The 24416-nt window shown below is 65.7% G+C and carries 24 protein-coding genes and 3 tRNA genes; 20 read left to right on the top strand and 7 right to left on the bottom strand.

Annotated features, from left to right (window positions below; genetic code table 11):
* The 13 genes from KHY18_RS22780 to KHY18_RS22720 form a co-directional block, all read left to right on the top strand.
* A partial coding sequence (locus KHY18_RS22780; protein WP_502769394.1) for an MMPL family transporter occupies positions 1-1065 on the top strand: 1065 nt, incomplete at its 5' end.
* Between the two features lie 5 nt (positions 1066-1070).
* Positions 1071-2312 (top strand): NAD(P)/FAD-dependent oxidoreductase, encoded by a 1242-nt coding sequence (locus KHY18_RS22775; protein WP_213305366.1) that lies wholly within the window; start codon positions 1071-1073, stop codon positions 2310-2312.
* Positions 2309-2917, top strand: a complete 609-nt coding sequence (locus KHY18_RS22770) for a DUF3261 domain-containing protein (protein WP_213305364.1) — start codon at positions 2309-2311, stop codon at positions 2915-2917. Before KHY18_RS22775 ends, KHY18_RS22770 begins: the two co-directional genes overlap by 4 nt.
* Entirely contained in the window at positions 2914-4107 is a 1194-nt protein-coding gene (locus tag KHY18_RS22765) for a beta-ketoacyl-ACP synthase (RefSeq protein ID WP_213305362.1), read from the top strand. Before KHY18_RS22770 ends, KHY18_RS22765 begins: the two co-directional genes overlap by 4 nt.
* 9 nt (positions 4108-4116) lie before the next feature.
* Positions 4117-4590, top strand: a complete 474-nt coding sequence (locus KHY18_RS22760; RefSeq protein ID WP_213305359.1) for a hotdog family protein — start codon at positions 4117-4119, stop codon at positions 4588-4590.
* The gene (locus KHY18_RS22755; RefSeq protein WP_213305357.1) at positions 4583-5335 is read left to right on the top strand and encodes a 3-ketoacyl-ACP reductase FabG2; all 753 of its coding nucleotides are present in this window, start codon (positions 4583-4585) and stop codon (positions 5333-5335) included. The genes KHY18_RS22760 and KHY18_RS22755 overlap by 8 nt, the downstream gene beginning before the upstream one ends.
* Positions 5332-6573 carry a beta-ketoacyl-ACP synthase gene (locus tag KHY18_RS22750; RefSeq protein ID WP_213305355.1) on the top strand — a complete coding sequence of 414 codons (1242 nt, stop codon included), beginning with the start codon at positions 5332-5334 and terminating at the stop codon, positions 6571-6573. Before KHY18_RS22755 ends, KHY18_RS22750 begins: the two co-directional genes overlap by 4 nt.
* A gap of 72 nt (positions 6574-6645) precedes the next feature.
* On the top strand, positions 6646-7077 hold the full coding sequence (locus tag KHY18_RS22745) for an excinuclease ATPase subunit (RefSeq protein WP_213305353.1): 432 nt from the start codon (positions 6646-6648) through the stop codon (positions 7075-7077).
* A 17-nt stretch (positions 7078-7094) separates the two neighbouring features.
* The gene (locus KHY18_RS22740; protein WP_213305351.1) at positions 7095-7841 is read left to right on the top strand and encodes a 4'-phosphopantetheinyl transferase family protein; all 747 of its coding nucleotides are present in this window, start codon (positions 7095-7097) and stop codon (positions 7839-7841) included.
* 21 nt (positions 7842-7862) lie between these two features.
* Positions 7863-7937: transfer RNA gene (locus KHY18_RS22735), tRNA-Val, on the top strand.
* 32 nt (positions 7938-7969) lie between these two features.
* Positions 7970-8044: transfer RNA gene (locus tag KHY18_RS22730), tRNA-Val, on the top strand.
* A 164-nt stretch (positions 8045-8208) separates the two neighbouring features.
* Positions 8209-10386 (top strand): bifunctional mannitol-1-phosphate dehydrogenase/phosphatase, encoded by a 2178-nt coding sequence (gene mtlD, locus KHY18_RS22725; RefSeq protein WP_213305349.1) that lies wholly within the window; start codon positions 8209-8211, stop codon positions 10384-10386.
* Between the two features lie 111 nt (positions 10387-10497).
* Positions 10498-10572: transfer RNA gene (locus KHY18_RS22720), tRNA-Val, on the top strand.
* 102 nt (positions 10573-10674) lie between these two features.
* Here KHY18_RS22720 and KHY18_RS22715 read toward each other — a convergent pair.
* Complete coding sequence (locus KHY18_RS22715; protein WP_213305346.1) at positions 10675-12261, bottom strand: aldehyde dehydrogenase (NADP(+)); 1587 nt, start codon at positions 12259-12261, stop codon at positions 10675-10677.
* Between the two features lie 442 nt (positions 12262-12703).
* On the opposite strand from KHY18_RS22715, the gene KHY18_RS22710 reads away from it, so the two are divergent.
* Positions 12704-13711, top strand: coding sequence for an Ldh family oxidoreductase (locus KHY18_RS22710; protein WP_213305370.1), 1008 nt, complete (start codon positions 12704-12706; stop codon positions 13709-13711).
* Between the two features lie 144 nt (positions 13712-13855).
* A complete protein-coding gene (locus KHY18_RS22705) occupies positions 13856-14566 on the top strand; it encodes a GntR family transcriptional regulator (RefSeq protein ID WP_249729324.1) in 711 nt (236 codons plus the stop codon).
* 132 nt (positions 14567-14698) lie between these two features.
* On the opposite strand, the gene KHY18_RS22700 is transcribed toward KHY18_RS22705, so the two are convergent.
* The 4 genes from KHY18_RS22700 to KHY18_RS22685 form a co-directional block, all read right to left on the bottom strand.
* Positions 14699-15691: a TRAP transporter substrate-binding protein gene (locus KHY18_RS22700; protein WP_213305340.1), complete on the bottom strand. Its 993-nt coding sequence runs from the start codon at positions 15689-15691 to the stop codon at positions 14699-14701.
* Positions 15692-15739: 48 nt separating this feature from the next.
* Positions 15740-17005 (bottom strand): TRAP transporter large permease, encoded by a 1266-nt coding sequence (locus tag KHY18_RS22695; RefSeq protein WP_213305337.1) that lies wholly within the window; start codon positions 17003-17005, stop codon positions 15740-15742.
* Position 17006: 1 nt separating this feature from the next.
* Positions 17007-17639 carry a TRAP transporter small permease gene (locus KHY18_RS22690; protein WP_213305334.1) on the bottom strand — a complete coding sequence of 211 codons (633 nt, stop codon included), beginning with the start codon at positions 17637-17639 and terminating at the stop codon, positions 17007-17009.
* 511 nt (positions 17640-18150) lie between these two features.
* Complete coding sequence (locus tag KHY18_RS22685; RefSeq protein ID WP_213305331.1) at positions 18151-19095, bottom strand: dihydrodipicolinate synthase family protein; 945 nt, start codon at positions 19093-19095, stop codon at positions 18151-18153.
* Between the two features lie 367 nt (positions 19096-19462).
* On the opposite strand from KHY18_RS22685, the gene KHY18_RS22680 reads away from it, so the two are divergent.
* The 4 genes from KHY18_RS22680 (at position 19463) to KHY18_RS22665 (ending at position 21801) form a co-directional block, all read left to right on the top strand.
* A complete protein-coding gene (locus KHY18_RS22680) occupies positions 19463-20569 on the top strand; it encodes an NAD(P)/FAD-dependent oxidoreductase (protein WP_213305328.1) in 1107 nt (368 codons plus the stop codon).
* Between the two features lie 141 nt (positions 20570-20710).
* Positions 20711-21022, top strand: a complete 312-nt coding sequence (locus KHY18_RS22675; RefSeq protein WP_213305309.1) for a DUF883 family protein — start codon at positions 20711-20713, stop codon at positions 21020-21022.
* Between the two features lie 30 nt (positions 21023-21052).
* Entirely contained in the window at positions 21053-21448 is a 396-nt protein-coding gene (locus KHY18_RS22670; RefSeq protein WP_213305306.1) for a phage holin family protein, read from the top strand.
* Positions 21445-21801: a hypothetical protein gene (locus tag KHY18_RS22665; protein WP_349630333.1), complete on the top strand. Its 357-nt coding sequence runs from the start codon at positions 21445-21447 to the stop codon at positions 21799-21801. Before KHY18_RS22670 ends, KHY18_RS22665 begins: the two co-directional genes overlap by 4 nt.
* A gap of 82 nt (positions 21802-21883) precedes the next feature.
* On the opposite strand, the gene KHY18_RS22660 is transcribed toward KHY18_RS22665, so the two are convergent.
* Complete coding sequence (locus KHY18_RS22660) at positions 21884-22930, bottom strand: quinone-dependent dihydroorotate dehydrogenase (protein WP_213305304.1); 1047 nt, start codon at positions 22928-22930, stop codon at positions 21884-21886.
* A 34-nt stretch (positions 22931-22964) separates the two neighbouring features.
* On the opposite strand from KHY18_RS22660, the gene rpiA reads away from it, so the two are divergent.
* On the top strand, positions 22965-23657 hold the full coding sequence (gene rpiA / locus KHY18_RS22655) for a ribose-5-phosphate isomerase RpiA (RefSeq protein WP_213305302.1): 693 nt from the start codon (positions 22965-22967) through the stop codon (positions 23655-23657).
* 147 nt (positions 23658-23804) lie between these two features.
* Here rpiA and KHY18_RS22650 read toward each other — a convergent pair whose 3' ends face one another.
* Positions 23805-24416, bottom strand: a complete 612-nt coding sequence (locus tag KHY18_RS22650) for a glutaredoxin family protein (protein ID WP_213305300.1) — start codon at positions 24414-24416, stop codon at positions 23805-23807.

Genomic DNA, 24416 nt, shown 5'->3' with positions numbered 1-24416 from the left:
AAGGCCTGCGTGGCCTACGCGCTGGCCGGCGCGGGCCTGCTGGCCGCGAGCCTGCTGCTGCTGCGCACGCAGGACGATGTGCGCCAGCTGCAAAGCTCGCCGCCCGATCTGGTCGAACAGCAGCGGCGCATCAGCGCCATGCTGGGCCTGCCCAGCCCCGCGCAGTTCTATCTGGTGCGCGCGGACAGCGCCGAGCAGGTGCTGGCGCGCGAGGAAGCGCTGACGCAGCGGCTGCAGCCGCTGGTGGCCCAGGGCCATATCGGCGGCTGGAGCGCGGTGTCCGACTGGGTGCCTTCCGCAGCCCAGCAGGCACGCGATGCGCAACTGCTGGCCAGGGTCGAGCCCGCCGTGCTCGCGGCCGTGAACCAGGCGCTGGGCGAACGCATGCAGCGCCCGGCTTTTGCCGACAAGGCCTTGACGGTCGACGACTGGCTCGCACAACCGATCTCCGCCGCGGGGCGCGCGCTCTGGCTGGGCGAGGTCGGCGGGCAGTGGACCAGCGTGGTGATGTTGCGCGGTCTGCACGACCGGGCCGTGCTGGCGCAGCTCGATGCCGCGGGCCAAGGCCTGGCCGGTGTGCGCTGGGTGGACAAACCCGCGGATATTTCGTCGCTGCTGGCGCGCTACCGGGTTTCGATGACCTGGCTGCTGGTGCTGGGCCATGCGCTGGTGCTCGCGGCCCTGTGCTGGCGCTTTGGTCGCCAGGCCTGGCGCGCCTGGGTGCCCACGCTGGCGGCATCGCTGGGCGTGGTCGCTTTCATGGCGCTCACCGGCCAGCCCTGGCAGCTCTTCAATGTGCTGGCGCTGGTGCTGCTGCTGGGCGTGGGCGTCGACTACGGCATTTTCCTGCTCGAGCACGAGGAAGACGGATCGGCCTGGCTGGCGGTGGTGATAGGCGCGGGCAGCACCTGGCTGTCGTTTGGCCTGCTGGGACTTTCGCAGACGCCGGCGCTCAAGGCTTTTGGCACGACGCTGATGGTGGGCCTGCCGCTGGTGCTGGTGCTCGCACCGACGCTGCGCGCGCGGGTCATCGCCAATGAATTTCAGAATCAAAACAAAGAGTGAACACTATGCAGCAGACAGATATTCTCATCATCGGCGCCGGTCCCGCAGGGGCCGTGGCCGCTGGCCTGCTGCGCAAGCAGGGGCGCCAGGTACTGATCCTGGAGCAGCAGTTTTTCCCGCGTTTTTCCATTGGAGAGAGCCTGCTGCCCCAGAGCATGGCCTACCTGGAAGAGGCCGGTTTCCTGCAGGATGTGGTCGAGGCCGGCTTCCAGTACAAGAATGGCGCGGCCTTCGCCAAGGGCGAGGCGCGCACAGCCTTTGATTTTCGCGACAAATTTTCGCCCGGCTGGGGAACGACCTACCAGGTGCAACGCGCGGACTTCGACAAGGTGCTGGCCGACGCCGCCGCCAAGGCCGGCGCCGAAATCCGCTACGGTCACACCGTGCTGGCCGTTGACGTGAGCGGCGCGCAGCCGCGCGTCACCGCGCGCGATACCGAAGGCCGCGAATACGCAGTGCAGGCGCAGTTCCTGCTCGATGCCAGCGGCTTCGGCCGCGTGCTGCCGCGGCTGCTGGCGCTGGAGACGCCGTCCAACTTTCCGGTGCGCGGCGCGCTGTTCACGCATATCGAGGACCGGATCGATCCGCAAGACATCGATCGCCAGAAGATTCTCATCAGCGTGCACCCGCAGCAGCAGGACGTGTGGTTCTGGACCATTCCGTTCTCGAACGGCCGCTGCTCGCAAGGCGTGGTGGCGACGCCCGAGTTTCTCGCGCGCTATGAAGGCACCGAGGCCCAGCGCCTGCAGGCCATCATTGCCGAAACGCCCAGCCTGGCGCATGTGCTGCGCAACGCGCGCTGGGACACTCCGGGACGCTCCATCACGGGCTATGCGGCCAATGTCAAGTCGCTGTGGGGGCCGGGCTTTGCGCTGCTGGGCAATGCGGGAGAGTTCCTCGACCCGGTGTTCTCCAGCGGCGTGACGATTGCCTTCAAGTCGGCGAGCCTGGCGACGCAATGCATAGCGCAGCAGGCCGCGGGCCAGGCGGTCGACTGGCAAAAACAATATGCCCAGCCGCTGCAGGCGGGCGTGAATGCCTTCCGCGCCTTTGTGCAGGGCTGGTATGACGGCGGCTTCCAGGACATCATCTTTCACGAACAACACAGCCCCGAGATCCGGCGCATGATCTCTTCCATCCTCGCCGGCTATGCCTGGGACCAGAACAACCCCTATGTGGCCGAGCCGCAGCGGCGCCTGCGCGTGCTGCAGGAGCTGTGCGCCCCCGCGGCGCTGGCTGTCGCATGATGCAGCGCCGGCGCATGGGTTGGCGCGGCGCGGCCGCGCTGGGCGTTCTGGTCGCGCTCGGCGGTTGTGCGTCGCCGCGGGAAGCCGCTGCGCCGGCCGCCGTGGCAGCGTCCGCGACGCCTTCGTCGGCCATGCCTTTGCTGCGGCTGGCGCCCGCGGCATTGGGGCGAACGCTGGCCTTGCAGCAGCAGCTGAGCGTGCGCGGCCCCGACGGCACGCAGCGCCACTTGCAGGCCTTGCTCGAAGCCGATGCGCGCGAGCTGCGCATCGCGCTGACATCGATGGGCCAGGTGCTGGCGCGCATGCGCTGGGACGGCGCGCAGCTCGACGTGCAGCGCTCGCGCCATTGGCCCGAGCAGGTCGCGCCCGAGCGCATTCTCAGCGATCTGCAACTTGCGCTGTGGCCTGTGGCGCAGATCGCCGCGGCCTTGCCGCCCGACTGGCAGCTGCTTGCTTCTGCCGACGGTACGCGCCGGCTGTTGCAGGCGGGCACCACGCGCATCGAAGTGCGTGAGCCCAGCCTCGGCGTGACGGAAATCGACTATCTGCAGGAAGGCTGGCAGCTGCGCATAGAGACGCTGGCGCTGCCTCAGGGCCAACCATGACGGCGCCGGTCTATCTGCAAGCCATGGGCGTGCTCAGCGCACTGGGCGCCGACGATGGCGCCATGCGTGCCGCGCTTTTCGCCACGCACTATCCCGACACCCTGCAGCACTCGCAGCGCTACAGCGCGCAGCGCACCTTGCCGCTGGGCATGCTGCCCGCGCACCTGGCCTTGCCTTGCCTGGACTTTGCCGCGCCCTCGCAGCGCAGCCGCAACAATGCGCTGGCGTGGGCTGCGGCGCAGCAGATCGCGCCGCAAGTGCAGGCGGCGATCGCGCAATTCGGCGCGCACCGCGTGGCGCTGGTCATCGGCACCAGCACCGCGGGCGTGGAGGAGGGCGAGGCCGCGGCGCGCGATCTTCGCCAGCACGGACAGTTTCCCGCAGGCTTTGACTACGCGCTGCAGGAAATGGGCAATGTGGCCTCGTTTCTCGCGCAGCAACTGGGCATCACCGGGCCCGCGCATGTGATTTCCACGGCCTGCTCGTCGGGCGCCAAGGCCTTGGCGTCGGCCGGGCGGCTGCTGCGTTCGGGCATGGCCGATGTGGTGATCGCGGGCGGCGTCGATGCGCTGTGCAGCTTCACGGTGGCCGGTTTCAGTGCGCTGGAGTCGGTGTCGGCCCAGCGCTGCAACCCGCTGTCGCGCCACCGCGACGGCATCAACCTGGGCGAAGCCGCGGCGCTGTTCGTCGTCGGCCGCACGCCAGGGCCGGTGCGCCTCGCGGGCTGGGGCGAGAGCCAGGACGCCCACCACATGTCGGCCCCCGACCCTTCGGGCAGGGGGGCAATGCAGGCCATGGCCCAGGCGTTGGCGCGGGCGGGAGTGCAGGCTGGCGACGTGGACTATGTGAACCTGCATGGCACGGCCACGCCGCACAACGATGCCATGGAAAGCCTTGCGGTGCACACCTTGCTGGGAACCGAAGTGCCCGTGAGTTCCACCAAGCCCCTGACCGGGCATACGCTGGCCGCGGCCGGAGCGCTGGAAGCGGCCGTGGCCTGGCAGGTGCTGGTCGACAATCCGCAAGGCTGCCTGCCCGTGCACTGGTGGGACGGCGCGGTCGATCCGGCCTTGGCGCCGCTGCGCTGGGTGACGCCCGGCATGGCACTGGGCCGACCTGCGAAGAAGGTGTTGAGCAATTCCTTTGCGTTTGGCGGCAGCAATGCGGCCTTGCTGCTGGCCGCAGAGTAGGAAGACAGGATGAGCGATTTTCTTGCTATCGAGAAATATGTGCCGCACCGCGGCAGCATGCTGCTGATCGAGCGCCTGCTCGAGGCGGGTGAGGAGCATGCGGTTGCCCAGGTGCGCGTGGCGCGCGACGGCATGTTCGTGCAGCAGCAAGGCGTGCCGTCATGGGTGGCCATCGAGTACATGGCCCAGACCGTTGCCGCCTGGGCCGGCTGGCGCGCCGTGGAAAACGGCGAGCCGGTCAAGATCGGCTTTCTGCTGGGCAGCCGCAAGTTCGAGGCCATGCAGGCGTTTTTTGCGCCTGCAGCGGTCTTGCGCGTCGAAGTGCGTTGCGAGCTGGTGGGCAGCAACGGGCTGGGCATGTTCGATTGCCAGGTGTTTGAAAAAGGTCTGCTGGTCGCGCGTGCCAGGATTTCGGTGTTCGAGCCCGGAGATGGCGCGGCCTACCTGCAGGCCTTGGAATCAGAGGGAAACAAAAATGAATGAGGCGAATGAGGCGGCAGCCACCCCCACGGTGCTGGTGACCGGATCGAGCCGCGGCATAGGCCGGGCGATTGCGCTGCGCCTGGCGCAGGCCGGCTTTGACATCGTGGTCCATTGCCGCCAAGGCATTGCGCAGGCGCAGCAGGTGGCCGCGGACATCGAAGCCATGGGCCGCGCGGCCCGGGTGCTGCAGTTCGACGTTGCCGACCGCGCGGCCTGCGCCCAGGCGCTCGAGGCCGACATCGCGGCCCACGGCGCCTATTACGGCGTGGTCTGCAATGCGGGCATTGCCCGGGACAACGCGTTTCCGGCGATGAGCGGCGAAGAGTGGGACGCGGTGATCCACACCAATCTGGATGCGTTCTACAACGTGCTGCAGCCCGTGGTCATGCCCATGGTGCGCCGGCGCAAGCCGGGGCGCATCGTCACGCTGGCTTCGGTGTCGGCGCTGATGGGCAACCGCGGCCAGACCAACTACAGCGCGGCCAAGGCCGGCGTGATCGGCGCGACCAAGTCGCTGGCCGTGGAAATGGCCAAGCGCGACATCACCGTCAACTGCGTGGCGCCGGGCCTGATCGACACCGAGATGGTGCCCGATGAAGTGCGCGACGAAGCCATGAAGCTCATTCCCATGCGCCGCATGGGCCGGGCCGAAGAAGTGGCGGGCGTGGTGGCCTTTCTCATGGGCCCGGAAGCGAGCTACGTGACGCGCCAGGTGATCTCTGTGAATGGGGGAATGATCGGATGAGCACGACAGCAAAGCGCGTGGTGGTGACGGGCATGGCGGGCATCAGCCCGCTGGGCAATGACTGGCAGTCGGTGCGCACGCAACTGCTCAGCGGGCACAACAAGGTCTGTGTGATGCAGCCCTGGCAGGAATACGAAGGCCTGGGCACCCAGCTGGGCGCGCCGGCCGCGCCGTTCGAATTGCCCGCGCATTACAACCGCAAGACCATGCGCAGCATGGGCCGCGTGGCGCTGATGGCCACGCGCGTGAGCGAACTCGCGCTCGAGGACGCTGGGCTGCTGGGCGACGCCTTCGTCAAGAGCGGCGACATGGGGGTGTCGTATGGGTCGTCGGCCGGCACGCCGTCGGCGATCGGAGACTTCGGCCGCATGATGGCGCAAAAGAGCACCGAAGGCATCAACGCCAACACCTACATCAAGATGATGTCGCACACCGCGGCGGTGAACATCGGCGTGTTCTTCGGCACCACCGGGCGCATCATCACCACATCGAGCGCCTGCACTTCGGGCAGCCAGGGCATAGGTTATGCGTTCGAGGCGATTCAAAGCGGCAAGCAGGTGGCCATGCTCGCCGGCGGCGCCGAAGAGCTGGACGCGACCCAGGCCGCGGTGTTCGACACCTTGTTCGCGACCAGCACGAAAAATGCCACGCCCGCGTTGACTCCGCGGCCGTTCGACGCGGGCCGCGACGGCCTGGTGCTGGGCGAAGGCGCGGGCACCATGGTGCTCGAGTCGCTGGAGCATGCGCAGGCGCGCGGCGCACGCATTCACGCCGAGCTGGTCGGCTTCGCGTCCAACAGCGACGGCACGCATGTGACCCACCCCAATCCTGAAACCATGGCCAAGGCGATGCGCATGGCGCTGGCCGACGCCGGCCTGCAGCCGCACGACATCGGCTATGTGAACGCCCACGGCACGGCCACGGACCAGGGCGACATCGCCGAATCGCTGGCCACCCATGCCGTGTTCGGCGACCAGGTGCCGGTCAGCACGCTCAAGGGCTACATGGGCCACACGCTGGGCGCCAGCGGTGCGCTCGAAGCCTGGATGACGCTGGAGATGATGCGCGAAGGCTGGTTTGCGGCGAACGCCAACCTCGAGCAGCCCGATGCGCGTTGCGCGCCGCTGGACTACATCATGGGCAGCGCGCGCCAGGCCGAAGTCGAGCATGTGATGAGCAACAACTTCGCATTCGGCGGCATCAACACTTCGCTGATCTTCAAGCGCTGGCGCGGCTGATCGAATTTTCCAACCCTGCCGGAACGGGGACCGGGCAGGGCCTTTCACCGTCCCCTGATTGCAAGAGTAAACATGAAAAAAATCGCACTCGCACTGACTTTTCTGACGTTCGCCGGCCTGTCGCATGCGCGCAATGATGTGATTTTGCTGCCGCTGCAGGAAGTGGTGGAGCAGGGCCTGGCCAGCGGCAAGCTCGACGGCACCGTCAAGTTCTATCTGGCGGGTGCGGCAACGCCGGCGGTGAACGCCAAGCTCGGCGACGATGTGTCCAACAAGAAGACCAATGGCGTGGGCAAGACCGACGAGGATGGCTGCCGCTGGGCCGCGCTGTCGGCGCTGATCGCCTTCGAGAATTCCGCCAAGCAAAAAGGCGCGAACGCCGTGGTCGACATGCACAGCTTCTACAAGCGCAAGGAATTCAGGGACGCGGTCAACTTCGAATGCCATGCCGGCAACATCGTGGTGGGCGTGACCTTGAAGGGAACCTACGCCACGCTGCGCTGATCGACGCCCGCCATTCCATGGAGCAAGGCGTAGACCTGGTGGTCGCTTCCGTGGAGGCGGTCTGGCCGCAGCTGCGCCAGGCGCCCGGGCCCTGGCTCGCGGCCGGCGAGGCAAGGCGCCTGGAGCGCATTGCGGATGCCGGCCGGGCGCGGGAGTTTGTCGCGTCGCGCTGCCTCATGCGCCTGCTGCTGAGCGCGCATACCGGCTATGACCGTGGCTGGTGGCATTGGGTGCTCGATGCGCCCGAGAACGCGACGCCCATGGTGCAGGCCTGCCGCATCGATGGGGCGCAGCTCCATCTGAATCTTTCGCACAGCCAGGGCCTGCTGGCCTGCGCGCTGTCGCATCACGCCGTCGGCGTGGATCTCGAAGTGCAGCGCGGCCGCCCGCGGCGCGATCTCGCTGGCCTGATGGACCTGGTCTGCAGTCCGAAAGAGCGCTCCAGCCTGCTCGAATTGCCCGACGACGCCGCCCGCCAGCGCGCGTTCACGCAGCTGTGGACGCTCAAGGAGTCGTATTTCAAGTGGCGCGGAACCGGCCTCGATCTCGCTTGCCTGCCTAAGCTATGCAGTCGCGGCGAGCGGCAGGGTGGGGCCTTGGCCTGCTGCGCCTCCGGGTCCGGTGATTGGGCGGGGCGGGCCTATGACGTCGCGATCTGCACGGGTGATTTGCCGGTCAAGGTCCGTGCCGTGGCGCTGGCCGGCGTGAAAATACAGGAACTCGGTCAAAGCCCGTCAAACTTGATGCTAGAATATGAGGCTTGACTGGGAAGCACAAGTCAAATGGGGTGATTAGCTCAGCGGTAGAGCACTGCCTTCACACGGCAGGGGTCACATGTTCGAACCATGTATTACCCACCATTTTTTCGAGGTCTGGTCCTGACCGGATGCTCGGGCGATTAGCTCAGCGGTAGAGCACTGCCTTCACACGGCAGGGGTCACATGTTCGATCCATGTATCGCCCACCAATTCGAAACCCTCTTGAATTCCGGTTCAAGAGGGTTTTTTGCGTTCGTCAAGTAACCTAATGATGCTTCGGGCCTTTTGGAGCTTTTGACACCGAATTTTCGTTTTAGAACGTTTGGGGTCAGAATGTTTGCTGCACTGCAGCAATCAAAAGGAAAGGATCTGGATGCTTCAATTCAAGAACAAACAAATCGATACGGCCATTTTCGACATGGACGGAACGATGTTCGACACCGAACGTTTGCGCTTCAAAACCCTCTCCCAGGCATCCGAAGAACTGTTTGACAAGCCTTTCACCGAAGCCGTGCTCATGGGCTCGCTGGGCTTGAGTGCCACCAAGGCTGAAGAGCTTGCCAAACAGCACTACGGGGATGCCTTCCCCTACGCAGCCATACGCCGCCGGGCCGATGAGCTCGAGCTTTTGCACGTGCGCACCCATGGCGTGCCCATCAAGCCGGGCCTGCTGCCCGTGCTCGAGCGCCTGCGCCGTTCGGGGCTCAAGATGGCGGTGGCCACATCGAGCCGCCGCGCGATCGCCGAGGAGTACCTGATCAATGCCAACATCTTCAAGTACTTCGACCTGTGCGTCTGCGGCGACGAGGTGACGCGCGGCAAGCCGCACCCCGAAATCTTCCTGCGCGCGGCCGAAGCGCTCAACAGCTTGCCCGAGCACAGCCTGATGTTCGAAGACTCCGAGAACGGACTGCGCTCAGCCGTCGATGCCGGCGGCGTGGCCATTCTGATCGAAGACATCAAGGCGCCGGCGGCGGAAGTGGCGGCGCGCGCCTTTGCGCGCTACAGCGATCTGCGCGGTTTCCTGGCCGATCTTGCGGACTCGACGCCGAAGATGGCCATGCCGGCCGTGACCGAGCCCTTTCCCCAGGCGGTGAACCAGCTCAAGGCGGCAATCCATGGCTTCGGTGCCATGGGCGGCGGCTATCTGGCGCAGGTGTTTTCGCACTGGGACGGCTATACGCGCCCCTGCGAGATCATTGCCTCCACGGGCAATGCGCTGCTGCGCGAAGCCGTCAACGCGTTTGGCAAGTTCAGCGTGCGCTACGGCAGCCTGGCGTTCGACCAGACCATTGAGAATATGCGCGTGGTCGACGCGGCAGACGATGCGGCCGTCGCCGGCATGTACCGCGATTGCGAAATCGTGGCGCTGTGCCTGCCCGAGCAGGCCATCGCGACGCAGGCCGGCGTGATTGCCCAGGGCCTGGCGCAGCGCCATGCGGCGCATGGCCGCGCGCTCACGGTGCTGGTCGTGCTCAACAAGGTGGGCGGCGCGCAGTTCGTGCGCGAGCAGGTGGCGGCGGCGCTGGCGCTGACGGTGCCTGCCGGTGACTGCGAGCAGATACTGGCGCGCACGCACTTTTGCGAAACCGTGGTGACGCGGATTGTTTCCAAGTTGACGGAAGAGGCGCTGATGCGCCAGCTGCGCATCAAGCGCGATCTCTACGAGAAGAACGTCGCCGCGCTGCGCGAGGCGGCCGTGGACCACACCGGGTGGGGCGACGATCTGGCGGACGCGCAAATGGAGGCCATCACGCCGATCGTGAACACGCTGCGCGATGCGGGCGAGCCCGCGAGCGCGTTGTCGCCCTTGCACCTGATCCTGTTCCATGGCGAGACGGACATGCCGCTGTATGCCCAGCGCGGCGGCAAATTGCTGGAGCATCTGCGCCAGATCGACACCGTGGACGACATCGGTGAAATCCAGACGCTCAAGAACCGGCTGTGGAATGGCACGCACGCCATCATCGCCTGGTATGCGGCGCTGCTGGGCCATCCGACCATAGGCCACTCCATGGGCGATGCGCGCGTGCAGTTGCTGCTCGACCACTTGCTCGACGTCGAACTCGCACCCGCGCTCAAAGCGGCGTTTCCCGCAATGGAGTCGCGCCTGCCGGAGTTCATCGATACGTTTCGCCACCGCTGCGCCCATGCATTCAAGGATCCGTGCGTGCGCGTCGGCCGCGACCCGCTGCGCAAACTCCAGCGCGACGAGCGGGTGCTGGGCAGCCTCGCCATGGCGCGGGTCCAGGGCATTGCCGCGCCGGGGCTGGCGTTCGGCGCCGCGCTGGCGGTGCACTATGCGCTGCACCACGCCGATACCGCAGACGACGCCGAATGCCTGACGATTCGCGAGATCTACGCGCAACGCGGCGAACTGCAGGATGTGCTGACCTGGCGCGGCGACTATTACGGCCAGCCGTATCCAGGCCTTGACGCCGTCGTGGACGCCGAAGAGATTGCGGCCGTGCAATGGCATTTCGATCGCCTGCAGGCCGAGGGCGAGCACTATCTGGCGCAGCCCGCGCTGGTGGAGGTCTGTGCGGCCTGAGCGGCAAAGCGTTCGCGGGGGCAAAAATGTGCAGCTTTTTGCCCGGCGACCCTGCAACGCACTGTTAGAATTTTGGCTTAGCCTGGCATGCCGCCAGACACGACAGAATTCGGGTGATTAGCTCAGCGGTAGAGCACTGCCTTCACACGGCAGGGGTCGCAGGTTCAAACCCTGCATCACCCACCAAATCAAAAACCCCGCAAGCCATTGGCTTGCGGGGTTTTTTGTCGTGGCGCGCGGCCTTTGCAGGCCCTGCGTGCGCAGGGCCTCTCAGGGTTTCAGGCGCGCTCAGGCCTTTTCAAGATCGCCATTGACGACGCGCGACAATCCCAGTGGATTGGCTTGCTGAACGGCCGCGGGCAGCAGTTCATCGGGCAGGTCCTGGTAGCACACCGGGCGCAGGAAGCGGTCGATGGCCGTGGCGCCCACCGACGTGTACATGGCGTTCGACGTCGAAGGGAAGGGGCCGCCGTGCACCATCGCATGGCAGACTTCGACGCCCGTGGGGAAGCCGTTGGCCAGAATGCGGCCGGCCTTGCGCTCGAGCACGGGGATCAGGCGGCGCGCATCGGCGTAGTCGGCCGGGTCGATCTGCAGCGTCACGGTGAGCTGGCCTTCGAGGTGCTCGGCGAGCTGCAGCACTTCGGCGAAATCCTTGGCGCGGATGACGATGGAGGCCGGGCCGAACATCTCTTCTTCGAGCACCGGCGACGACAGCAGGCGCTGCGCGTCGGTCACATACAGCGCTGCCTGGGCGGCATTGGGCTGCGCGCCCGCTGCCAGTCCCTGGGCGACTTTTTCCACGCCTTCGACGCCATCGACCTTGGCCGTGCCCGCGCAGAACGCTTCGTGGATGCCAGGCGTGAGCATGGTCTGGGCCGCCTTCGCGGCCAGCGCCTGGCTCGCGGCATTGATGAAGCGCTGCACGTTGTCGTCGCCGATTGCCACCACCATGCCGGGGTTGGTGCAGAACTGTCCGGCGCCCATGGTCAGGGAGTCGGCAAAGCCGCTGCCAATGGCTTCGGCGCGCGCGGCCAGCGCGGCGGGCATCAGGAACACGGGGTTGATGCTGCTCATTTCGGCGTAGACCGGAATGGGCTCGGGGCGTGCATTGGCGGTGCGCACCAGCGCCAGACCACCTTGGCGCGAGCCGGTGAAGCCCACGGCCTTGACGGCAGGGTGGGCCACCAGCGCTTCGCCCAGCTTGCGGCCCGCGCCGATCAGCAGCGAGAACACGCCTTCGGGCAGGCCCAGGTCCTTGACGGCCTTCTGGATTGCACGCCCGACCAGCTCGGACGTGCCCAGATGCGCGCTGTGCGCCTTGACGATCACCGGCGCGCCCGCGGCCAGCGCCGAAGCGGTATCGCCGCCCGCGACCGAGAAGGCCAGCGGGAAATTGCTCGCACCGAACACCGCGACCGGGCCCAGCGGCACCTTGGCCAGGCGCAGATCGGCGCGCGGCATGGGAGTGCGTTCGGGTTGCGCCTGGTCGATGGTGGCGCTGAGGAAACGGCCGTCGCGCACGACCTTGGCGAACAGGCGCAACTGGCCCACGGTGCGGCCGCGCTCGCCTTGCAGGCGGGCCAGCGGCAGGCCGGATTCGGCCTGGGCGCGTTCGATCAAGGTGTCGCCCAGCGCCACGATGTTGTCGGCGATCGCTTCGAGAAACTCTGCGCGCTTGGCCAGCGGCAGGTTGCGATAGGGGTCGAAGGCCTCGGCGGCCAGCTGGGCCGCGCGGTCGACTTCGGCCTGGCCGCCCATGCCGAACGTGGGTGCATCGATGGGCTTGTCGGTCGCGGGATTGAACGCTTGCTGCTGGCCTTCGGTGCCGCGAACGAGACTCGCGCCGATAAGCATTTCGCCGGTGATTTGCATGGACATATCCTGGTGTGGTCGATGGTGGTGAAGGGCCGGTCTTCCGTATCCATCGGGCTGACGGCGACTGGCGTGCGGCACCGCTGGTGCTCGCCTGCCTTGCCGTACTACCCGTATCCTCGCAAAACCGCTGCAGCGAGAAGATACCAGACCAGGGAAGGTTTTAAATATATTTAAAGTATCTTTGAGTTCCGGAGGTGATTTGGCTGCAAGGCGCAAGGAGGACAAGCCCCATCGACAGGGAGCAAGTATCTTGATAATATATTTAATTGTTTGCTGACGCGTTTCGTTGCGCGATGAAACGCGCCAGCCATGCCCGTTGGCCAGCGCCGCTCGCCACCATCACGACCCTGTTCCACCCCCTGAGAAAAGTATCGTGACCTCCACGCCAGACACATCCCACCAGCCCGCTGCCCGCACTTCCACGGCGGCGCCAGCCTGCATTTCGCTGACGCTGGAGGAAGTCCACGATCTTTCGTATCGTGTGCTGACCCACCATGGTCTGTCGGCCGACCAGGCCCAGGCGATTGCGCGCGTCATCACGGCCGGCGAGCGCGACGAATGCCATTCGCATGGCATCTACCGGCTGCTGTCGTGCAGCCGGACGCTGCAGCACGGCGCGGTGGTGCGCGATGCCACGCCGGTCGTCAGCGACAGGGGCCCGGGCGTGGTGGCCGTGGATGCGCAGTTCGGTTTTTCGCAGCTGGCGTTCGAGGTGGGCAGCAAGGTGCTGCTCGAGAAAGTGCGCAAGACCGGCATTGCCGCGCTGGTCATCAACAATTGCTATCACTTCTCTGCCTTGTGGCCCGAAGTGGAGGCCTTGGTGGCGCACGGCGTGGCCGCGCTGGCCATGACGCCCAGCCATTCCTGGGTCGCGCCCGCGGGCGGGCGCAGCCCGGTGTTCGGCACGAATCCGATTGCCTTTGGCTGGCCGCGCGTGGGCGAACTGCCCTATGTGTTTGATTTTGCGACGAGCGCCGTGGCACGCGGCGAGATCGAGCTTTATCGAAGAAGCGGGCGGGCGCTGCCCGCAGGCTGGGGAATCGACGCCGATGGCGCGCCCAGCACCGACGCGGCCACCGTGCTCGACCAGGGCGCGATGCTCACCTTCGGCGGCTACAAGGGCTCGGCCCTGTCGACGATGATCGAATTGCTCGCCGGGCCACTGATCGGCGACCTGACCAGCAGCGAGTCGCGCGCGCTGGACGATGGCGCCGGCGCCGCGCCTTGCCATGGTGAACTGGTGCTGGCGTTCGATCCCGCTTTCTTCAGCCAGGGCGACTTTCACTCCGACCGACTCAGGGCAGAAGCGCTGTTCGACGGCATCACCGATCAGGGCGCACGCCTGCCTTCCCAGCGGCGCTTCGTCGCCAGAAGTCGCAGCCTGGCCAATGGCTGCGTGCAGATTCCCGCGGCCTTGTATTACGACGTGCGGCAATTGCTGCTCTGAACGGTGTTTTCGCTGGTGATTTCAAGGCATTGGCGCGCCGGCGTGGCAGAGATAACCCGGTGATGTAGCCAAAGTATTTTGTCAATATAATTGAACTCAACCATTTCAGCTTTTGCGGCATAAAAAGCCGAAAGAATCACCCATCTGATGCCGACTCCCTCCAAATCCACCGTTTCGCGCGCGAAGTCCTCCACTGCCAAGGTCAAGGCGGCGCTTCCGGCAAAACGCCGGGCCGCCGACCTTGCCTACGACGCCATCGAAGCGATGCTGTCGACCATGCAGCTGGAGCCCGGCAGCCCGATCGTGGAAGCCGAGCTGGCCGAGCGCACGGGCATGGGCCGCACGCCGGTGCGCGAGGCCTTGCTGCGGATGATCTCCATCGGCTTGATCGTGCAGCAGCCGCGCCGCGGTCTGCTGGTCTCGAACATCGATCTGGCCGAGCACCTCGACGTGATCCAGACGCGCCGGGTGCTGGAGAACCTCATCGCGGCCTGCGCCGCGCGCCGCGCGTCGGCCGCGCAGCGCAAGGAGATCGTGCAATGTGCCGAAAAGATGGTCGCCGCCGCCGAGCGCGGCAATCTGGACGAGTACATGCGCGGCGACCATGAGCTCGATCTGGTGATTCATATGGCGAGCCGCAACCGCTCGGCCGTGAAGTCGGTGACGCCGCTGATCGTGCAATGCCGCCGGTTCTGGTACGCCTACCAGCACGAAGGCGACATCACCGCGGGCGCGCAGGCGCACCTGGAACTCGCGCAAGGCATTGCCACGGGCGATGAAGCGGCGGCGATCACGGGCGCCAACCGCCTGATGGACTACCTCGAAGATTTCGCCAAGCGCATCATCGAAAGCTGAAGCGCCGGTCAGGCCTGTGCGGCCTTGGCGGCAGCGACCGCATAGGACTGCGATCCTTTCGCCTGGAACGGCACAGGGGCGATGGCTGCCGGCTCGGCGGCCATCGCCCCTGTTCTTCAGGGATCGTGCGACTCAGAGCTTGGCGCCGACGGCGCGCAGTTCCGCGATCTGCGGCGCCTTGGGCAGCCAGATCTTGTCGAAGGCGTCGATCGCCGGCTTGTTGTCGAAGTTGGAAAGATCGCGGATGACGATAGCTTCCTTCTTGAGCTTTTCCAGCAGGCCGGCCTCGGTGGTGACGATGTCGTTGATCTGGGCGTCCAGCGCCTGGGCCGTCAGTTGGCGGATCAGGTCGCGGTCCTTGGTGTCCAGCGTGGCCCAGACGCGGCCGGAGAACAGTGGCGCGAAAGGCATGAACAGCGCGTTCATGGGCATCATGACTTTAGACACCTTGTCGAAGCGCTGATTCCACGAGAACTCCACATCGGCTTCCAGGCCGTCGACCTGGCCGTTGGTCATGGCATCGAACACCGCGGGCGTGGGGATGGGCGTGGGCGCCGCGCCGAAGTACTGGTAGAAATCGCGGTAGACCGGCGTCGGGTTGATGCGGATCTTGAGGCCCTTGAGGTCGGTGGGCGTCTTGATGTCCTTGCTGGAGAACACCACGCGCATGCCCGTGATGCCCCAGCCCAGACCCACGCAGCCGGTCTCGCGCGGCAGCACTTCGAGCAGCTTCAGGGCCGCGGGGGTCTTGACCAGCTTGGCCACGGCCGGCGTGGAGCGCACCAGGTAGGGCGCGTTGATCGACGCCACGCTGGAGACGCGCGTGCCGAGTTCGGCGGCCTGGATCCAGCCCATGTCGAGCGCGCCCGACTGCATCTGCTGCATCATGACCGACTCGTTGCCCAGCTGGCCCGAGTGGAAAACGGTCACCGTGAGGCGGCCGTTGGTCGCCTTGGACAGTGCCTCGCCGAACTGCAGCGCGGCGCGGTTCCACGAGTGTCCCGCGGGCGTGATGATGCCCAGGCGCAGTTCCTTGGCGGCCGCGGCGCGCGACGGCGTCACGAAGGCCAGCGGAGCAGCGGCAACGGCCGAGGTCTGAAGAAAGTGGCGACGGTTGATGGTCATGAAAAACTCCGTTGAAAGACGAGGGATCGAAGCAGTACGGGGAAACGGTCAGTCCAGCAGGCCTAGCGACAGGCTGGGGAACAGCGAAAGCATGACGAGGGCCACGACGCTGATGATGAAGAACGGCAGGGTGACGATGAACATGCGCCCCGGCTTGGCGCCGGTCACGGCGGCGGCCACGAAGAAGCTCAGCCCCACGGGCGGCGTCATCAGTCCCAGCACCAGGTTGATCACGATCACCACTCCGAAATGGCGCGGGTCGATGTGGTAGATCTCGGTGGCGATGGGCAGCAGGATGGGGGCCGTCATGATCAGGCCCGGAATGCCGTCGATCACCGTGCCGATGATCAGCAGGATCACGTTGACCAGCAGCAAGAACGTGATCGGGTCATGGGCCACGGTCTGTATCCAGGCGGCTACCATCTGCGGAATCTTTCCGTAGATCAGCAGCCACGAGAACACCGACGCCGCGGCGACCAGGAACAGCACGATGGCCGAGTAGATGGCCGAGCGCAGCATGATCGCGCCCAGGTCCGAATACTTGAATTCGCGCGTCACATACCGGCCCACGAGCACGGCGCTGACCGCGCCCACGGCCGCGGCCTCGGTGGGGTTGGCCAGGCCGGTCAGGATGGAGCCGACGATCACCAGCGGAATCAGCAGCGTGGGACTCGAAGTCAGCACCGTCATGGCGCGCTCGCGCAAGGTGCGCTTGGCGCTGCGCGGGTAGTTGTAGATCAGGCCCATGCAGGCGATCACGCCGAAGAACAGCAGCGTCAGCAGAATGCCGGGCAGGATGCCGGCGATCAGCATGTCGCCCACGGCCACCTGGGCCAGCACGCTGTAGACCACGAACATCACCGACGGCGGAATGATGGGGCCCAGCATGCCGCCATAGACCGTGAGGCCGGCGGCGAAGGTCTTGTCGTAGCCCTGCTTTTCCATCTCCGGCACCATGACCTGCGACATGATCGCGACCTGGGCCGTGGCCGAGCCGATGATCGACGAGACCAGCATGTTCGCCAGGATGTTCACATAGGCCAGGCCGCCCTTGATCGAGCCCACGAAAGCCATCGACAGGTCGACCAGCCGGCGCGTGATGCCGCCGCTGTTCATCACTTCGCCGATCAGGATGAACAGCGGAATGGCGATCAGGCCGTAGCTGTCGACGCCGGCGAACATCTGCGTGGCGAACGACTGCAGCAGCACCGGGTTGTCGGTGTTGTAGATGTAGAAGATGCCCGAGAGGCAAAGGCACAGGCCGATGGGCACGCCCACCAGCATGATGACGAGGAAGAAGAGAGAGGTCAGCATGTCAGTTCACCGCTTCGGGGTTGGCTGCCTGGAAGGCAGGGTGTTTGCGCTGGGGCGCGAGGTGCAGGTCTTCCAGCAGGTTGGCCAGCGCATGCAGGCTCATGCAGACCGCGAAGATCGGCATGATCAATTGCAGTACCCACACGGGCCATTCGAGGGTCTGCGTGCGCTCGGTGTAGAGAAAGTTGAACGACTCGGCCGCGTATTCCTTGGCGTCGAAGCCCTTGCGGATGATGCCCACGGGGTCCATCCAGATCCAGCACATGGCCAACAGCGCCAGTGCGAAGAACAGCACGCCCGAGGTGGCGATCACCTTGGCGATCTGCGCCTTGCGCGGGCCCAGCTTGTCGGTGACCATGGTCACCGCGAAGTCCAGCCGCAGGCGCGTCATCGCCGACGCGCCGACGAAAGTGAGCCAGACGACGGCGTAGACCGAAGCTTCATCTATCCAGTAAAGCGGCATGCCGCCGTAGCGCGTGACCACGTTGATGAGGATCAGCAGGGTCAGAAGGCTCATCAGGAAAGTGAGCAGCCAACGCTCCACGCGCAGCAGCGCATCGGAGGCGTCCAGCACCCAGCGCACGGGCTGCGGTGGGGGTTTGAGGGCATTGGGGGCGTTGGCTATATCGTCCATAAGGCTTCTTCTGGGTTTTCTGAAAATGAAATAAAACAAACTGCCCACAACTCAAACATATGCCAAATATATTAAGAGTCTCGAGCAGGCCGGCCAATAGGTGTTTCCCTGGGATCTGCTGCGTTGATCGGCATGGCGAGCGTTCCTGATGGCAGCGCGAAGGCCGGGTTCAGAGGTGACTTGCATGGTCGGGCTCCCATCAAACTGGATGAAAGATGCTGGCAATATATTTGACACATTTTTATGTTGTACTAGCACAAACCATACCTGCTGATGCCCGGCGTTCGCTGCGAGAGAAGAGGCCGATCGAGGGGGCGGCATTTGTCCAGCGGCGCGCTCCATGCACCGTCCCCAGGCGCCGGCTGCACAGCGCTGGTGCGCTTCGCACAAGGCATCTGGCGCTGCACCAAATGGGTCCATCCAACCCGCTGCCCACCCACCATCACGCGTTCAGGCCGGGCGGCGCGCACGCCAAAAAAAAGCTCCCGTGAGGGAGCTTTTCGGCGGCATATCAGCGGGCCAGGTCCTTGGACCAGGCGGCGTACCAGTCGCGGAACAGCTGGTACTGCGCTTCGGTGTAGCGGCGCTGCGAGTCGGTCAGCACATCGGTTTCGTTGAAGTGCAGCGTGTATTCCTTCTGGCCGTTGAGCACCAGCAGATACTTGTAGTACAGGACCAGGTCGGTGCCTTCGTCGAACGACGACAGCACGGCCAGCGCCGATTCCAGCTCCTGCGCCTGGCGGCGCGCGGCGACATCGCCCCGGGCGGCCTTCTTGCACAGCTCGACCAGGTGCAGCACTTCCTTGGGCAGCGCATTGCCTATGCCCGTGATGGAGCCCGTGGCGCCGCAGTTCACGAAGCCGTGGAACACCTGGGTGTCGACGCCCACCATCAGCGTCACGGCATCGTCCTTGGAGGTGATGTGTTCCGCGGCGTAGCGCAGGTCGGTCGCGCCGCCGAATTCCTTGAAGCCGATCAGGTTGGCGTACTTGGAGCGCAGTTCGAAGAACAGGTCGGCGCGGGTCGCGAACCCGTAGTAGGGGCTGTTGTAGATGACGGCTGGCAGCTGGGGCGCGGCTTCCAGGATCGCCGAGAAATGGGCTTTCTGCGCGATCGCGGAAGCGCCGCGCGACATCACGCGCGGAATCACCATCAGGCCATGCGCGCCGACCTTGGCGGCGTGGGCGGCATGGGCCACGGCTTCCTTGGAGTTGACCGCGCCGGTGCCGACGATCACGGGAATGCCCGCGGCGACCAGTCGGGCCACACCTTCCTGGCGCTGCTCTGCCGTGAGCAGCGGCCAGTCGCCCATGGAGCCGCAGTAAACAACGGCGCTCATACCGGCTTCGATGAGTTCCTTGCCCTTGGCGACCAGCGCGTCGTAGTCAGGCTTGCGGTCCGGCGTGCACGGCGTCATGAGTGCGGGGATGGTGCCGGTGAAGATGTTCGTGCTCATAAAAAACCACCTTGATAAAAAAGTCGCTGGGGGCACCGTCGGCGTTCGACGCGGCAGGGACTGCGCGCAACCGCTTTCGGCAGGATCAACAATCCACGGTTTAAATAGACTGTAAATATATTAGCAATATTCCAAGTGCCGAGGATAGTCGATGATTTTTCCGGACGCAAGGGGGTTGATGCGCATGAATGCGATGTCGCGCAAAGTTGGGGGCGCTGTGGCCAGAGCGCGACGCCAAGGCCGGTCCATGTCTGCAGGCCAGGCAGCGGCTGCGGCCGCACGCGTGTGCCGGCACTAAAGCCAGGTGCATTTGCCGCGACGCGAGGTTTTCACCGGCAAAATCGCTGTTTTCCAAGCAGGGGTGGCAATGCGTGAAAGTGTGGATTGCGTCGTGATCGGCGCCGGAGTCGTGGGCCTGGCCGTGGCGCGCGCGCTGGCGCTGCAGGGCAGGGAAGTGATGGTGCTCGAAGCCGCCGAGGCCATAGGCACGGGCACCAGTTCGCGCAACAGCGAAGTGATTCATGCCGGCATCTATTACCCCGAAGGCTCGCTCAAGGCGCGGCTGTGCGTGCGCGGCAAGCAGCTGCTTTACGCCTACTGCGAGCAGCGCGGCCTGCCGTTCAAGCGCTGCGGCAAGCTGATCGTCGCGACCAGCGAAGCCCAGCGCGCGACGCTCGAGTCGATTCGCCTCAAGGCCCTGGCCAATGGCGTCGACGACCTGGTGCTGATCGACGCCGCACAGGCGCGCGCCATGGAGCCCGCGCTGCAATGCGTCGCGGCGCTGCACTCGCCGAGCACGGGCATCGTCGACAGCCATGCGTTGATGCTGTCGCTGCAAGGCGATCTCGAAAACGCCGGCGGCCTGGTGGCTTTCCATGCGCGTGTGCTGCGCGCCGAAGTCACGCCCGAAGGCATCGTGCTGCATACGGCCGATGGCATGGAACTGCTGGCGCGCACCGTGGTCAATGCCGCGGGCCTGTATGCGCCAGGCCTGGCCCGGGCATTCGACGGTCTGCCGGCCGAGGCGGTGCCCACCGCCTACTACGCCAAGGGCAGCTACTTCACGCTCAGCGGACGCAGCCCGTTCTCGCGCCTGATCTACCCCGTGCCCGAGGCCGCGGGCCTGGGCGTGCACCTGACGCTCGACATGGGCGGCCAGGCCAAGTTCGGCCCCGATGTCGAATGGGTCGACGGGCCCGAAGACCTGGTGGTCGATCCGCAGCGCGGCGATGCGTTCTACGCGGCCGTGCGCAGCTATTGGCCCGAGCTGCGCGATGGCGCGCTCGCGCCAGGTTACGCGGGCATACGCCCGAAAATCAGCGCCCCCGATGCGCCCTCGGCCGACTTCGTGCTGCAAGGCCCGCGCGAGCACGGCGTGCCCGGCCTGGTCAATCTGTTCGGCATCGAATCGCCGGGATTGACGAGTTGCCTGGCTTTGGCGGAGTCTGTCAGCGAGCTTGTGGGAACTGTCTGACAGCTGCGCGGCCCAGATTCTCTTGGTGCTTGCTCCTGCATTCGCTAAGATGAAGCCATGACGCCGGTAGGCGCTTGTAGGTGATTTACCCCGCATGCGATTTGCCGGTGCCTGTTTTTATTGTCCATCCGAAAGGCCTTCATGACTAAATCCGTCTCCGACACCATCGCCAACGCCCCTTCTGACCTGGAAAAACTGGTGAGCGATCTGCGCGGCTTGGTCGACAGCAAGACTCTGGACTCGCTGCCTGAAATCCAGGTGCTGCGCAAACGTCTGGACGAAGGCATCGAATCCGCGCGTGACTCCGCACTGCGCGCCGCGCGCGAAGCCGCCCGCCAGGCCAAGGATGCCGCCAAGGCCGCCGACCAATACGCGCATGACGAACCATGGCGCGTCGCCGGTGCGGCCCTGGCCGCGGGTGCCGTGATCGGTTTTCTGATGTCGCGCCGTTAAGCCCGCAGCAGCGATCCACCGGACATGGATGTGAACTGGTTGTCTCTACTTGGCATCGACGCCTGGATCGCGCGTTGGCGCGCCAATGTGATCGAAGGCGCGATCGCGGCGGAAGACCGCCTCGATCTCGCCCGCCTTGAATGGCAGGATCAGAAACGCCGTTTGATCGCCGTCGTGGTGCTGGGCATCGCGTTGGCAGGCCTGACGGTGGTGACGCTGATCGTGCTGTCCATCGCGCTGATGGTCCATTTCTGGGATTCCCCCGAGCGCGTCACGGTGGCGTGGAGCGTTGCGGGTGTGTGGCTGCTGATCTGGGCAGGTTTGCTGCTGGGCCTGTGGTCCACGTTGCGCAAGGCCGGTAACGCTTTTGCGCTGACTCGCAACGAACTCGCGCAGGACTGGCGCGCGCTGAAGGAGAAGCTGTGAACACTTCCACGACTTCTTCGATCTCCGCCAGCGCAGACAGCGTGAAGGCCAAGGCCGCCGCGCTCGACGCATCGCTGCCCGAAGCCCACCGCGCCGTGCTGCTGCGCATTGCGACGCAGCGCGAACGCCTGAACGCGCGGCGCAACGCGCGCGCCCAGGCGCTGGCCGTGCAAAGCCAGCAGTCGGTGCACATGCCCGCTTCGGGTCCCTTGTCGGAACGCCTGGTGGCATTCGCGCGCCTGCACCCGGTCGCAGTCGCCGCGGCCGCGGTGGCGGCGCTGGCGGTCGGTCCGCGGCGGCTGATCCGCTGGTCCAGCATCGTGCTGCCGCTGGTGGCCAAATACCGCCGGTAATGCGGCAGTACGCGCTGCGACAAGCCGCAAAAAAAGCCGTGTGCTGCTCGCAGCCACGGCTTTTTGTTTTGCAGGGCGAAGATCAGCGCAGCTTGCGAATCGCCTGGGCCGCGCGCCGCACCAGCGCCGGGCCTTCGTAGATCAGGCCGCTGTAGATCTGCACGACATCGGCGCCCGCGTGGATCTTTTCCACGGCGTCGTCGGCGCTCATGATGCCGCCCACGCCGATGATGGGAAACTTCGGCCCCAGCGCCGCGCGCAGCTGGCGGATCACATGGTTGCTGGCTTCGCGCACCGGCGCGCCCGACAGACCGCCGGCTTCGTCGGCGTGCGCCATGCCCTGAACGGCTGCGCGCTGTATCGTGGTGTTGGTGGCGATCACGCCGTCCATGCCGTGGCGCTGCAGCGTCGCGGCGATCACCGCGACCTGGTCGGCGTCGAGATCGGGCGCGATCTTGACGAACAGCGGCACGCGCCGGCCCTGCTGGGCGGCGAGCTGTTCGCGGCGCACGGCGATCGCGCCGAGCAGGCCGTCGAGCGCGTCGTCGCTTTGCAGCGCGCGCAGGTTCTTGGTGTTGGGCGAGCTGATGTTGACCGTCACGTAGTCGGCATGCGGGTACACGCCTTCGAGCGCGATCAGGTAGTCGCTGGTCGCTTCCTCGATCGGGGTCAGCGCGTTCTTGCCGATGTTCAGGCCCAGCAGCATGGGCTTGCCCTGGGCGCGGCATTTCGACTGGCGCACGTTGGCGACGAAGGCGTCCAGCCCCTGGTTGTTGAAGCCCAGGCGGTTGATCAAGGCCCTGGCCTGGGGAATGCGGAACATGCGCGGCTGCGGATTGCCCGGCTGGGGCTTGGGCGTGACGGTGCCGACTTCGACGAAGCCAAAGCCCATGGCGCCGAGCGCATCGATGCAGCGCGCGTTCTTGTCCAGGCCCGCGGCCATGCCCACGCGGTTGGGAAATTGCAGGCCTGCGAGCTCGATCGGGTCGGACACCATGGGCTGCGACCAGGCCCACTGCAGCGGCGTACCTTGGCCGCGTGCCAGCAAATTCATGGTCAGGTCATGGGCTGCTTCGGCGTCGAGGCGGAACAGAAAGGGTCTAGCCAGTGCGTAGGGAATAAGAGACATTGGATAATTCGGTGATTACTTCCAATTCTCTCCCATGACGACACCTGCTGCAGCCCTTTCCCAAGATGAACTCAAAACCCTGGTGGGACAAGCTGCCCTCCAATATGTGCAGGCCGGCGAAATCGTCGGCGTGGGCACGGGTTCCACGGTCAACAAGTTCATCGATGCGCTCGCGACCATCAAGGACCAGATCCGCGGCGCGGTGTCGAGTTCGGTGGCCAGCACCGAGCGCCTGAAGGCGCTGGGTATCGTGGTGTTCGATGCGAACGAGGTCGAATCGCTGTCGGTCTATATCGACGGCGCCGATGAAATCGATGGCAAGGGCTATATGGTCAAGGGCGGCGGCGCGGCACTGACGCGCGAGAAGATCGTCGCCGCGCTGGCCCAGCGCTTCGTGTGCATCGCCGACGAATCCAAGCTCGTCGATGCACTGGGCGCATTCCCGCTGCCCGTCGAAGTGATTCCCATGGCCGCCCAGCAGATCGCGCGCCGCTTCGAAGCCCGCGGCGCGAGCGCCACGCTGCGCCTCAAGGACGGCCAGCCGCTGGTGACCGACAACGGCCAGCACATCCTGGACGTGCGCGGCCTGTCGGTCGCCGACCCATTGGCGTTCGAGTCCGAAGTCAACCAATGGCCCGGCGTGGTCACCGTGGGCGTGTTCGCCCACCAGAAGGCCTCCGTGTGCCTGCTGGGCACGGCCCAGGGCGTGCGCACCCTGACGTACTGAGAGCGGCTAACACGAGCCAGCAAATCGAAGATTTGCGGTTGCTATTAGGCGCGGAGCCGCAGGCAGTGCGAGTAGCACGACAAGGCGACGCAACGACGTAGCAAGGGTTGTGTTAGCCGCTCTGATTGCCGGCCCCGGGCGGGCTGGCTAGAAGCTCAGGCCCGCGGGGTTGGTCGGCGTCACGCGGTTGGTCGATGGCGGCGGCACCGGCATGCGGCGCCCGGTTTCGGCGGGCGTGTTCTCTGCCGCTCCGGCCGCCGCCGGTGCTGTCGGCGCGAGCGGGCGCACGGGAACCTGTCGATAGTTCGCGGGCAGGGCCGAAGCCTGCGGATAGCCCGCGGCGTCAAGGTATTGGCGCCATTCGTCGGCGGCAAAGCCCGTGAGGTGCTGGCGGCCAATGGTCGCGAACGGCAGCTGGCTCTGGCCGCTGAGCGACTGCAGCGCCTGGATGTCGGCATTGGTCTGCACGCTCAGTTCGGTGAACGGAATGCCGCGCGCCGTGAGCAGCGCGCGCGCGCTGGCGCAGGGGCTGCAGTCGCTGCCGGTGTAAAGCGTCACGGGAAAGCGTGCCTGAACATCGCGCAGCGCATACGGCAGCGCGTCGCTGGCATTGGCGGGAGCGCGCGCATCTTCGGCGGTCACGGCGGCGCGCGGCGCGTTGGGCTCGCGGTCGGAAAAAGTCACGCGCCCGTCGGGGCCGACGCTGCGGTAAATGGATTGGGCCGCGGCATCGGTCACCGCGAATGCCGCCAGGGCCAT

The sequence above is a fragment of the Acidovorax sp. CCYZU-2555 genome (assembly GCF_018413525.1).
Lineage (GTDB): Bacteria > Pseudomonadota > Gammaproteobacteria > Burkholderiales > Burkholderiaceae_C > Comamonas.
This window is presented reverse-complemented; position numbering and strand designations above follow the sequence as displayed.

What these genes read in the sequence shown, in the direction of transcription:
- KHY18_RS22775 (WP_213305366.1), top strand. Translation starts at nt 1,071, where the DNA reads ATGCAGCAGACAGATATTCTCATCATCGGCGCCGGTCCCGCAGGGGCC.
- KHY18_RS22770 (WP_213305364.1), top strand. Translation starts at nt 2,309, where the DNA reads ATGATGCAGCGCCGGCGCATGGGTTGGCGCGGCGCGGCCGCGCTGGGC.
- KHY18_RS22765 (WP_213305362.1), top strand. Translation starts at nt 2,914, where the DNA reads ATGACGGCGCCGGTCTATCTGCAAGCCATGGGCGTGCTCAGCGCACTG.
- KHY18_RS22760 (WP_213305359.1), top strand. Translation starts at nt 4,117, where the DNA reads ATGAGCGATTTTCTTGCTATCGAGAAATATGTGCCGCACCGCGGCAGC.
- KHY18_RS22755 (WP_213305357.1), top strand. Translation starts at nt 4,583, where the DNA reads ATGAATGAGGCGAATGAGGCGGCAGCCACCCCCACGGTGCTGGTGACC.
- KHY18_RS22750 (WP_213305355.1), top strand. Translation starts at nt 5,332, where the DNA reads ATGAGCACGACAGCAAAGCGCGTGGTGGTGACGGGCATGGCGGGCATC.
- KHY18_RS22745 (WP_213305353.1), top strand. Translation starts at nt 6,646, where the DNA reads ATGAAAAAAATCGCACTCGCACTGACTTTTCTGACGTTCGCCGGCCTG.
- KHY18_RS22740 (WP_213305351.1), top strand. Translation starts at nt 7,095, where the DNA reads ATGGAGCAAGGCGTAGACCTGGTGGTCGCTTCCGTGGAGGCGGTCTGG.
- mtlD (WP_213305349.1), top strand. Translation starts at nt 8,209, where the DNA reads ATGCTTCAATTCAAGAACAAACAAATCGATACGGCCATTTTCGACATG.
- KHY18_RS22715 (WP_213305346.1), bottom strand. Translation starts at nt 12,261, where the DNA reads ATGCAAATCACCGGCGAAATGCTTATCGGCGCGAGTCTCGTTCGCGGC.
- KHY18_RS22700 (WP_213305340.1), bottom strand. Translation starts at nt 15,691, where the DNA reads ATGACCATCAACCGTCGCCACTTTCTTCAGACCTCGGCCGTTGCCGCT.
- KHY18_RS22695 (WP_213305337.1), bottom strand. Translation starts at nt 17,005, where the DNA reads ATGCTGACCTCTCTCTTCTTCCTCGTCATCATGCTGGTGGGCGTGCCC.
- KHY18_RS22690 (WP_213305334.1), bottom strand. Translation starts at nt 17,639, where the DNA reads ATGGACGATATAGCCAACGCCCCCAATGCCCTCAAACCCCCACCGCAG.
- KHY18_RS22685 (WP_213305331.1), bottom strand. Translation starts at nt 19,095, where the DNA reads ATGAGCACGAACATCTTCACCGGCACCATCCCCGCACTCATGACGCCG.
- KHY18_RS22680 (WP_213305328.1), top strand. Translation starts at nt 19,463, where the DNA reads ATGCGTGAAAGTGTGGATTGCGTCGTGATCGGCGCCGGAGTCGTGGGC.
- KHY18_RS22675 (WP_213305309.1), top strand. Translation starts at nt 20,711, where the DNA reads ATGACTAAATCCGTCTCCGACACCATCGCCAACGCCCCTTCTGACCTG.
- KHY18_RS22660 (WP_213305304.1), bottom strand. Translation starts at nt 22,930, where the DNA reads ATGTCTCTTATTCCCTACGCACTGGCTAGACCCTTTCTGTTCCGCCTC.
- rpiA (WP_213305302.1), top strand. Translation starts at nt 22,965, where the DNA reads ATGACGACACCTGCTGCAGCCCTTTCCCAAGATGAACTCAAAACCCTG.
- KHY18_RS22650 (WP_213305300.1), bottom strand. Translation starts at nt 24,416, where the DNA reads ATGGCCCTGGCGGCATTCGCGGTGACCGATGCCGCGGCCCAATCCATT.